Raw genomic sequence first — 9,505 nt, 5'->3', positions numbered from 1 at the left:
GCCATACCGGCATCTCGCGCATGGGATCGGTCCGCTTACGAAGTGCGCTATACCTACCCGCCGTCGTGGCGCTGACCTACAACCCGGCTATCAAGGCGCAAGCCGAGCGTCTGAAAACCAGGGGGAAGAAAGGTAAACAAACCGTCTGCGCCGCCATGCGCAAGCTGCTGACCATCGCCTATGGCGTGCTCAAATCAGGCAAGCCTTTCGACCCTGCTTTAGCGATTGCACACTGAGGGGCGAAGACGGTATCTACGGGGCTATCGCGGACCGCCATGGCCGCGCTAAAAACGCTCGCCCCTACACCTCCACCACCGCCAACGGCTGCCCCAGGCGTCGGCGGAATTCCTCCAGGAAGGCCCGGGCGAAGGCCCGCGCCGGCCAGTGGTTGAAGATGAAGCCCAGGTCGGAAAAGGCGCAGGGCTGGGGGAAATCGAAGCCGTTGATGTCGTCTTCGTGAGCGCATTCCGGGCAGGCGAAGTTGTCGCTTTCCGCCGGCATCCAGACTTCCAGGTGCTCGAACAGCGCCTCGCCAATCTCCCGGCGGCAGGCGGGGCAGCGGGCGCGGCCCTCGAAGCCGGCCAGCGGGGTGAAGATGCAGCGTTCGGTGACGATCTCCAGGCCGCCGTCGGCGAAGTCGCGCGGATCGTCCATGCCTGGCGCCAGGCGCAGCACCTCGGTCAGTCGCGGCCCCGGCGCATGGCCACGCCGGCCGCGACTGGGCAGGCAGGGCGAGGCTTCGGCCCTGACCACGCCGCTGGCGGCGAGCCAGCCGAGAATCTCCACGGCGGTGCGCTCCACCCGCGGATGGCTGGAAATGCGGGGAGCGAGGATGGTCTGGCGCAGGGTCATGGAACACGCGTCTCGAAGGAAGGGGCGCGCAGCTTAATGGGCTGCTCGCCGCACGCCCAGAGCTGCTAAGGTGAGGCCGACGAAAGCCACAGAAAGCGCCCCATGTTCAAGGACCCCTTCGCCCGCCTCGGTCTCGATCGCGAGGTGCTCAGCGTCAGCCAGCTCAACAGCCGCGCCCGGGTGCTGCTGGAAGATGTCTTCGCCCAGGTCTGGGTCGAGGGCGAGATCTCCAACCTGGCCAAGCCCGCCTCGGGCCACCTCTACTTCACCTTGAAGGACGGCCAGGCCCAGGTGCGTTGCGCGCTGTTCCGCCAGCACGCCAGCCGGGTGCGCCAGGCGCTGCGCGACGGCCTGGCGGTCAAGGTGCGCGGCAAGGTCTCGCTGTTCGAAGGCCGCGGTGACTACCAGCTGATTCTCGACAGCGTCGAGCCGGCCGGCGACGGCGCCCTGCGCCTGGCCTTCGAGGCGCTCAAGGAGCGCCTCGCCGCCGAAGGACTGTTCGCCGCCGAACGCAAGCGCGCACTGCCCGCCCATCCGCAGCGCATCGGCATCGTCTCCTCGCCCACCGGCGCGGTGATCCGCGACATCGTCAGCGTGTTCAAGCGACGGGCGCCCCAGGTCGAACTGACGCTGATCCCCACCGCGGTGCAGGGCCGCGAGGCCACCGCCCAGATCGTCCGCGCCCTGCAACTGGCCGATCGCCAGGGCTTCGATGCGCTGATCCTGGCGCGCGGCGGCGGCTCCCTGGAAGACCTCTGGTGCTTCAACGAAGAACCCGTGGCCCGCGCCCTGGCCGCCTGCCAGACCCCGGTAGTGAGCGCCGTGGGGCACGAGACCGATGTCTCCATCGCCGACTTCGTCGCCGATGTCCGCGCCCCTACCCCGTCGGCGGCGGCGGAATTGCTCGCCCCCCACAGCGCCGACCTGCGCCAGCGCCTGGACGGCCTGCATCGCCAACTGCTCTTGCGCATGCGCGAACGGCTGGCCCGCGAACGGCTGCGCCTGGACGCCTGCAGCCGGCGCCTGCGGCATCCAGGCGAGCGCCTGCGCCAGCAGGCCCAACGGCTGGACGATCTGGATCTGCGCCTGCGCCGCGCCTATGTCATCGCCCAGAATCGCCGTCGCGATCGCCTGGCGCACCTGGACACCCGGCTGGCCGGCCAGCATCCCGGGCGCCAGCTGGCCCTGCTGCGCCAACGGCTGGAGCAACTGGCCGAACGCCTGCCGCGGGTCATGCAGCGGCAGCTGAAGGAGCGTCAGCAGCGCCTGGCCGGTACCGTCCAGACCCTGCAGATCGTCAGCCCCCTGGCCACCCTGGGTCGCGGCTACAGCATCCTGCTCGACGAACGCGGTCACGCCGTGCGTGCCGCCGCCGAGGTCGCCAATGGGCAGAAGCTCACTGCCCGGCTCGCCGAGGGTGAATTGGCGGTGCGGGTACTGGACAATCACCAGGAACCCACCACTCTGTCTCTGTTGGACTGATCGGTCCAACCCGGACCGATGGTGGCACGCATCTTGAACCCTCGGTCAGGATTTCCCCCTACCGAGGCCCTCCATGCATTCCCTCCTACGCGCGTCCCTGCTCCCCCTCACCACCGCCCTGCTGGCCGGCGCGGCCCAGGCCGCGACCCCGCCCGCCGCGCCGCTGCAACCCAAGGTCATGCTCGTGGCGATGTTCGCCCCCGAGGCCCAGACCTGGATCGATCGCCTCAAGCTCACCCACAAGGTCGCCGTCGACGGGCTGTCCGCCGACTATCCCGATGTGCTCTGCAATGAGGCACGGGTGTGCCTGATGACCACTGGAATGGGGCATGCCAACGCCGCCGCCTCGACCCTGGCGCTGACCCTGTCGCCCAAATTCGACCTCAAGCACACCTACTTCCTGGTCGCCGGTATCGCCGGGATCAGTCCCAAGGAAGGCACCCTGGGCACCACCGCCTGGGCGCGCTACCTGGTCGACTTCGGCATCCAGTGGGAGCTCGATCCCCGTGACGTGCCCAAGGACTGGCCCACTGGTTACCTGGGCATCAATACCCGCGGGCCTGGCGAGAAACCGCCGCTCGACTACAAGACCGAGGTGTTCGAACTCAATGTGCGGCTGAGAGACAAGGCCTATGCCCTGTCCCGCCAGGCCGAGCTGACGGAAAGTACGGAATCCAAGGCCTGGCGCCAGACCTACGACTACGCCCCGGCCAACCAGCCGCCGGTGGTGACCCGTTGCGACACCCTGGCCGGTGATACCTGGTATTCCGGCACCCGCCTCGCCGAACGGGCCGAGGAATGGACCCGCCTGGTCACCGATGGCCAGGGCCGCTACTGCACCACCCAGCAGGAAGACAACGCCACCTACGAAGCGCTGCTACGCGCCAGCCGCCTGGGCAAGGTCGACCTGCAACGGCTGGCGGTGGTCCGCGCCGGCTCCGACTTCGACCGTCCGGCCAAGGGCGCCTCCGAGGTGGCCAATCTGCTCGACTACGCCAAGCAGGGCGGTTTCGCCCCGGCTTTGGAAAATCTCTATCGCACCGGCAATCCGCTGGTGCAGGAGATCGTCGAGCACTGGGACGTCTGGGAAAAGGGCGTGCCGGCGAGCTGAGACTCCGAGCGCTACCGGCGGGGCTGCTCCACGGTCCGCTCGGGTGACTGGGCGGCCGGATCGCTACCCGGCGCGCTTTTCTGTACCACCTCGCTGCGCTGGGGTGAAGGCGTTTCCGGTGACTTGTCGCAACCGGCGAGCAGGGCACCGAGGGTCAGCAGCGCCAGGCTGCTGGCAAGAGTACGAGGCATGGTCTTCTCCCTGGGGTTTGAATAGGGACCCCGGGATTTCCCCGGGCGTTCCCGCCCAGGTCACCGCCAAGCCGCCGGTCGGCCCTGGCGATCTTCCAGGTGGATGGCGCAGTCGTACCTGCAGGACCGGCTTCTCCGGTCACCTATCAGGAATCCGCCATGCCCAGACCTGCCCTTTCCCGCCTCGCCCTGGCCACCCTGCTGAGTGCCCTGCCCCTGGCACCCGTCGCCCTGGCCGCCGAATCCGGCGCCAAACTGGAAAAGGTCGCCAGCTTCGATCACCAGGTCACCGGCGTGACCGTCAGCGAGAGCGGACGGATCTTCGTCAACTTCCCGCGCTGGACCGAAGACAGCGAGGTCTCGGTGGCCGAACTCAGGCCCGACGGCAGCCTGGTGCCCTATCCGGACCCGGCCTGGAACGGCTGGCGCAATGCCAAGCGCGACGAGCTGACCCCGGGCAATCACTGGGTCTGCGTGCAATCCGTGGTGGCCGACGGTCGTGGCAGTCTCTGGGTGATCGACCCGGGCGCTCCGGCCCAGGCGCTGGTGGTGCCCGGCGCACCCAAGCTGGTCAAGATCGACCTGGCCAGCAACCAGGTGAGCAAGGTCTACGCCCTGGACGAGAGCGTGGCACCCCAGGGCAGCTACCTCAATGACGTCAGATTCAGCCCGGATGGCCGCCACGCCTATATCACCGACTCCGGTGCCCGCGGCGCCCTGGTGGTGCTGGATCTGGAGAGCGGCAAGGCCCGCCGCGCCCTGGATGGCGATCCGAGCACCCAGGCCGAGAAGGGCGTCAAGGTCAAGGCCGATGGCGAGCCGCTGGTGCGTCCGGATGGCCGTGGCGTGGAATTCTCCGCCGACGGTATCGCCCTCTCCCCGGCCGGCGACTACCTCTACTGGCAGGCGGTCAAGGGCAATACCCTCTACCGCATTCCTACCGCGGCGTTGCAGGGCGACGAACTCGGCAGCCTGCCGGCCAAGGTGGAAAAGGTCGGCGAGAACGGTCCGGCCGATGGCCTGCTGATGGACCCGCAAGGGCGCCTCTATGTCAGCGCGGTGGAAGAGCATGCGGTGAAGATCCGCGAGAACGGCCAGCTCACCACCCTGGTGCAGGACAAGAAACTGGTCTGGCCGGACACCTTCGGCCGTGGTCCGGATGGCACCGTCTATGTCACGGATTCGCGTATCCCCGAGATGAGCTTCTTCGATCCCAAGCAGAAGCCGGCGCTGGAAACCGTGCTCTACAAGATCGTCCCCAACTGACCAAGGGGGCCTGGGGCACCTTGCCCCGGGGCCCTCGCCTGCTCCAGCATGGGCGTTTTCGCCACCGGATGCGCCCATGCCCCGCCTGTTCGCCCTGCTCTGCTGCCTGCTGCTGACCCTGCCCGCCCATGCGGGCACCTACCTGCAACGCCTGCTGGACAAGCCCGTGCCGGGCGGCGTCGCCGTGGTCCCCATTCCGGGTGACGCCGCGCCGCGGGTGCGCTACCAGGGCAAGCCGGTGCTGGTGGTCAAGGATGGCAACGGCTGGGTGGCCATCGTCGGCATCCCCCTGGGCACCGCCGCGGGTCGCCAGCCGCTGGAGGTCGCCGGCGCCGCGCCCCAGGCCTTCACGGTCGGCAGCCGGCACTACGCCGAGCAGCGCATCACCCTGAAGAACCAGCGCCAGGTCACGCCCAACCCGGAGGACCTCAAGCGCTTCGAGCGCGAACTGGCCGAACAGCAGGCCGCCTACCGGCTGTTCTCGCCGAACCAGCCCAGCAACCTGCTGCTGGACAAGCCGGTGGAGGGTCCGCTCTCCAGCCCCTTCGGCCTGCGCCGCTTCTTCAACGGCCAGGAACGCAACCCGCATTCAGGGCTGGACTTCGCCGTGCCCGCCGGCACGCCGGTCAAGGCCCCGGCCGCTGGCAAGGTGGTACTGGTGGGTGACTACTTCTTCAATGGCAAGACGGTGTTCGTCGATCACGGCCAGGGCCTGATCAGCATGTTCTGCCACCTCTCGCGCATCGATGTCCAGATCGGCCAGGAGGTCCCGCGCGGCGGCGTGGTCGGCCGCGTCGGCAGCACCGGCCGCGCCACGGGTCCGCATCTGCACTGGAACGTCAGTCTCAATGACGTGCGGGTCGACCCGAGCATCTTCATCGGCGCCTTCAAGCCCTGACCGGCAGCAAACAATTGGTTGCAGTCGGGGGCATTGCCAGGCGTCCGGCGCTGGCTTAAAAGGGACGCCCTCCTCTGGCCCGACCTGGAACCGCCGCCATGACCCCAAGACCTCGCTTCGGCAGCGCCCTCGGCAGCATCCTGCTGGTCACCGCGGCCTGCTACCTGCTGGTAGGCTTCTCCCAGGGCTTCGTGCTGTCGGCCTGGTCCTGGCGCACCTGGGTGGTGTTCGCCGTCATGGTGACGATCTATCCGGTCGGCCTGTTCGCCGGCTGGTGGAAGAAGCGCGAGCCGGTGGAGCGCTAGGCCGCTCGCAGGCAAGACGGATCGCCGGCCACAACCGGATTCCGGGCTGTGCGAGCTGGTCAGCCCTGCGCCACTCAGCGCACGGGATCGAGGCGATACAGGCCGCCGATGGGGCACTCCATCCGGCTGCCCCGGGCATCGGTGGACACCAGGAAGTCGCCCGGACGCAGGCCGGCGGCGCGCGAGCGATAGCCGAGGCGATTGCCGGCGGCCAGGTTGCGACAGGGCACGGCGAAGTCCACCAGGTAAGCGCGGCCCAATCCCGTCCCCAGCGCCAGGTGCCGGGTATCCAGGTAGTGCCAGCCGGAGAGGTCGAAGCCCAGTATGGTGTCCATGGCCGCACCCTGCCGATAGCCGAGTTCGGCCAGGCGATCGTCCAGGGTCGGCGGTCCGAAGGGACGTCCGGCGCAACCGGCGAGCAGCAGCACGGCGACGAGGGTAAAAAAGGCAGGGAGGACGCGCATGGAAATTTTCCTGGAAGGGCTGAACCTTGGACCGACCCCGGGCGCCGAATACGGCAAGCGGGGCGCAGCTTTGCTAACGTGGCGTCCGTAGTATCCCGTCAAGAGACCCCCTATGCCCACGGCCCTGACCCGACTGATCGACGACCTCGAAAAACACCCGCAACTGCTCACCCTGGTCGCCTGCCTCGGCCTGTTGCTGGCGGCCTGGGTGCTCAACTGGATCGTCAAGCGCATCCTGGTGCGCGGCTTCTATCGCCTGCTGCGCAGCACCTCCTTCGGCCAGGATCACGAACTCAATCACCATCGCGTCATCGGTAGGCTGGCCAATATCGTCCCGGCCCTGGTGCTGTCGATCGGCATCGAACTGGTGCCCGGGCGTCCCGAGGCCCTGGTCACCGTGGTGCAGAACGTCTGCAGCGCCTTCATCGTGCTGACCATCGCCCTGGCCCTGGGCAGCGCCCTGAACGTGGTCAACGTGCTCTATTCGCGCCGGCCCTCGGCGCGGCTCAAGCCGATCAAGGGCTATGTCCAGGTCAGCAAGATCGTCATCTACGCCATCGCGGTCATCCTGATGATCGCCACCCTGATCGATCGCTCGCCGCTGATCCTGCTCTCCGGCCTCGGCGCCATGGCCGCGGTGCTGCTGCTGATCTTCCAGGACACCCTGCTCTCCCTGGTGGCCAGCGTGCAGATCTCCAGCAACGACATCATCCGCGTCGGCGACTGGATCGAGATGCCCCAGCTCAACGCCGATGGCGACGTCATCGACATCGCCCTGCACACGGTCAAGGTGCAGAACTTCGACAAGACCATCACCACCATCCCCACCAAGAGATTCATCACCGACTCCTTCCGCAACTACCGCGGCATGCAGGAAGCCGGTGGCCGCCGGATCAAGCGCGCGCTCAACATCGACCAGAACAGCGTGCACTTCCTCAGCGACGCCGAGCGCGAGCACCTGCACCGCTTCAACCTGCTGGACGACTACCTCACCGCCAAGGAGCAGGAACTGGCGGACTGGAATCGCAAGCTGGAAAAGCGCGGCCAGGAGCCGGTCAACACCCGCCGGGTCACCAACCTGGGGACCTTTCGCGCCTATGTCGAACGCTACCTGCGCGCCCATCCCGGGGTGCATCAAGGCATGACCCTGCTGGTCCGCCAGATGCCGCTCTCCGGCGAGGGTCTGCCGGTGGAGATCTACTGCTTCACCAACACCACGGTGTGGGCGCAATATGAGGGCATCCAGGGGGACATCTTCGATCACCTGCTCTCCATCCTCCCGGAATTCGGCCTTCATGTGTTCCAGCACCCGAGCGGACGCGACTTCCGCGGGCGGCTGGAACCGCGCGAGGCCATGACCTCCCTCGGCGAACCGGGCACCCCGGCGCCCTGATCGCCCGCCCCGGCCTAAGGAAAGACCATGATCGTCGTCCACCACCTGAACAACTCCCGCTCCCAGCGGGTGCTCTGGCTGCTCGAAGAACTCGGCATCGAGTATCGGGTGCAACGCTACGAGCGAGCGGCGGGCGGCCTGTTCGCCCCGCCGGAGTTGCGCAAGGTGCATCCGCTGGGCAAGTCGCCGGTGATCGTCGACGGTGAGCTGACCCTGGCCGAATCCGGCGCCATCGTCGACTACCTGGCACGGCGCTACGGGCCGCAACTGCTGCCCGCCCAGGACAGTCCGGAGTTCGTGCGCTACACCTACTGGCTGCACTACGCCGAAGGCTCGGCCATGACGCCGCTGCTGCTCAAGCTGGTGTTCGACCGCATCGCCACCTCGCCCATGCCCTTCTTCGCCAGGCCCATCGCCAAGGGCATCGCCGCCAAGGCCACCGCGAGCTTCATCCAGCCGCAACTGGACCTGCACCTGGACTACCTGGAAAGCCAGCTGGGCGCCAGCGGCTGGTTCGTCGGCGACCGCTTCACCGCGGCCGACATCCAGCTCAGCTTCCCGCTGGAAGCCGCCGCCAGCCGCGCCGGCCTGGACAACGGCAAGCGCCCCAAGCTGGTGGACTTCCTCAAGCGCATCCATGCCCGTCCGGCCTACCAGCGCGCGCTGGAACAGGGTGGGCCCTACGTCTACGCCTGAAGCTGGGCCTGTTGGGCTTCGCTAAACGCTCAACCCAACCTAGGGTCCTGCGCCTCCTCTCCCTCGGGGAAAGGCTGGGGCGAGGGGAAACTCCAGCCCCGTAGCGTGGAAAACCGCGCCAGCGTTTTCCACTGACGGCCCGGTGCCTTAGCCGCGTGGACAAGGCTGCGCCGTTGTCCACCCTTGTATCTCGACGACAGCCTCCTCAGGGGGCATAGTCCCCGACTGATCATCGGGGGAGGATGGCAGGCCGTGTCCACCCTTAAGCCTTTGAGCTTGCAACGTAGATAGGCTGCCTCCTCCACACCCATCCCCGAGTCCGAACGGTATCTAGAGCCTCCAGAGCTCGTATTGCACAAGGTTGGACGGGATGACGTGATCGTGTCGCATCTGAAGGAGGAGACATCATGGCCGTAATCGGTGTTGATATCGCCAAGCGCAGCTTCGATCTGGCGGTCCTGCAATCCAATGGCAAGCACCGGACCAAGGGCAGGCTGAGCAACGATCCGTCAGGCTTCGCGGTCTTTGCCGACTGGCTGCAACAGCATGCCGAGCCAGGCGCTTGGATCGTGATGGAGGCCACGGGCACCTATCACGAAGCGCTCGCCGAGCATTTCCATGCGCTGGGCTACCGAATCGCCGTGCTCAATCCGGCACAGATCGCTCGCTATGCGCAAAGCCAGTTGCAGCGCAGCAAGACGGACAAACTCGACGCCAAGCTGATCGCCACCTATGGCCAGCGGCATGAAGACAGCCTGCGGGCCTGGCACCCCGAGCCTGTGTCCATCCGCACGCTTCGCGCGCTGACCCGGCGCCTGGAGGATCTCCAATCGCTACGGCAGATGGA

The 9,505-nt window shown here is 67.3% G+C and carries 11 protein-coding genes and 1 pseudogene; 9 read left to right on the top strand and 3 right to left on the bottom strand.

Annotated features, from left to right (window positions below; genetic code table 11):
• Positions 1 to 236: pseudogene (locus PVZ72_RS14855) on the top strand (IS110 family transposase); the annotation flags it as partial.
• 64 nt (positions 237 to 300) lie between these two features.
• On the opposite strand, the gene PVZ72_RS14850 reads toward PVZ72_RS14855, so the two are convergent.
• Positions 301 to 852: a sugar ABC transporter ATPase gene (locus tag PVZ72_RS14850; RefSeq protein ID WP_273862349.1), complete on the bottom strand. Its 552-nt coding sequence runs from the start codon at positions 850 to 852 to the stop codon at positions 301 to 303.
• Between the two features lie 102 nt (positions 853 to 954).
• On the opposite strand from PVZ72_RS14850, the gene xseA reads away from it, so the two are divergent.
• Together xseA and PVZ72_RS14840 are read left to right on the top strand one after the other, a co-directional pair.
• Positions 955 to 2,334, top strand: coding sequence for an exodeoxyribonuclease VII large subunit (gene xseA / locus PVZ72_RS14845; protein WP_273862348.1), 1,380 nt, complete (start codon positions 955 to 957; stop codon positions 2,332 to 2,334).
• A 73-nt stretch (positions 2,335 to 2,407) separates the two neighbouring features.
• On the top strand, positions 2,408 to 3,445 hold the full coding sequence (locus tag PVZ72_RS14840; RefSeq protein ID WP_273862347.1) for a purine-nucleoside phosphorylase: 1,038 nt from the start codon (positions 2,408 to 2,410) through the stop codon (positions 3,443 to 3,445).
• An 11-nt stretch (positions 3,446 to 3,456) separates the two neighbouring features.
• Here the strand turns inward: PVZ72_RS14840 and PVZ72_RS14835 are convergent, their stop codons facing one another.
• The gene (locus tag PVZ72_RS14835) at positions 3,457 to 3,636 is read right to left on the bottom strand and encodes a hypothetical protein (protein WP_273862346.1); all 180 of its coding nucleotides are present in this window, start codon (positions 3,634 to 3,636) and stop codon (positions 3,457 to 3,459) included.
• Between the two features lie 159 nt (positions 3,637 to 3,795).
• On the opposite strand from PVZ72_RS14835, the gene PVZ72_RS14830 reads away from it, so the two are divergent.
• From PVZ72_RS14830 to PVZ72_RS14820, 3 genes are all read left to right on the top strand, one after another.
• Complete coding sequence (locus PVZ72_RS14830; protein ID WP_273862344.1) at positions 3,796 to 4,902, top strand: L-dopachrome tautomerase-related protein; 1,107 nt, start codon at positions 3,796 to 3,798, stop codon at positions 4,900 to 4,902.
• Between the two features lie 76 nt (positions 4,903 to 4,978).
• Positions 4,979 to 5,800, top strand: a complete 822-nt coding sequence (locus PVZ72_RS14825) for a peptidoglycan DD-metalloendopeptidase family protein (protein ID WP_273862343.1) — start codon at positions 4,979 to 4,981, stop codon at positions 5,798 to 5,800.
• Between the two features lie 98 nt (positions 5,801 to 5,898).
• Complete coding sequence (locus PVZ72_RS14820) at positions 5,899 to 6,105, top strand: hypothetical protein (RefSeq protein ID WP_187980087.1); 207 nt, start codon at positions 5,899 to 5,901, stop codon at positions 6,103 to 6,105.
• A gap of 74 nt (positions 6,106 to 6,179) precedes the next feature.
• Here PVZ72_RS14820 and PVZ72_RS14815 read toward each other — a convergent pair whose 3' ends face one another.
• Positions 6,180 to 6,569 carry a DUF6491 family protein gene (locus PVZ72_RS14815; protein ID WP_133863195.1) on the bottom strand — a complete coding sequence of 130 codons (390 nt, stop codon included), beginning with the start codon at positions 6,567 to 6,569 and terminating at the stop codon, positions 6,180 to 6,182.
• A gap of 112 nt (positions 6,570 to 6,681) precedes the next feature.
• Here PVZ72_RS14815 and PVZ72_RS14810 point away from each other — a divergent pair, with 112 nt between their 5' ends.
• The 3 genes from PVZ72_RS14810 to PVZ72_RS14800 form a co-directional block, all read left to right on the top strand.
• Positions 6,682 to 7,962 carry a mechanosensitive ion channel family protein gene (locus tag PVZ72_RS14810; RefSeq protein ID WP_187980089.1) on the top strand — a complete coding sequence of 427 codons (1,281 nt, stop codon included), beginning with the start codon at positions 6,682 to 6,684 and terminating at the stop codon, positions 7,960 to 7,962.
• 27 nt (positions 7,963 to 7,989) lie between these two features.
• Positions 7,990 to 8,658 (top strand): glutathione S-transferase family protein, encoded by a 669-nt coding sequence (locus tag PVZ72_RS14805; protein WP_133863197.1) that lies wholly within the window; start codon positions 7,990 to 7,992, stop codon positions 8,656 to 8,658.
• 407 nt (positions 8,659 to 9,065) lie between these two features.
• The coding region (locus PVZ72_RS14800) for an IS110 family transposase (RefSeq protein WP_273861253.1) at positions 9,066 to 9,505 on the top strand (440 nt) is incomplete at its 3' end.

The sequence above is a fragment of the Pseudomonas sp. LA5 genome (assembly GCF_028640825.1).
Taxonomy (GTDB): domain Bacteria; phylum Pseudomonadota; class Gammaproteobacteria; order Pseudomonadales; family Pseudomonadaceae; genus Chryseomonas; species Chryseomonas aestiva.
The sequence above is the reverse complement of the archived record's forward strand: the minus strand, read 5'-3'. Positions and strand labels throughout refer to the sequence as shown.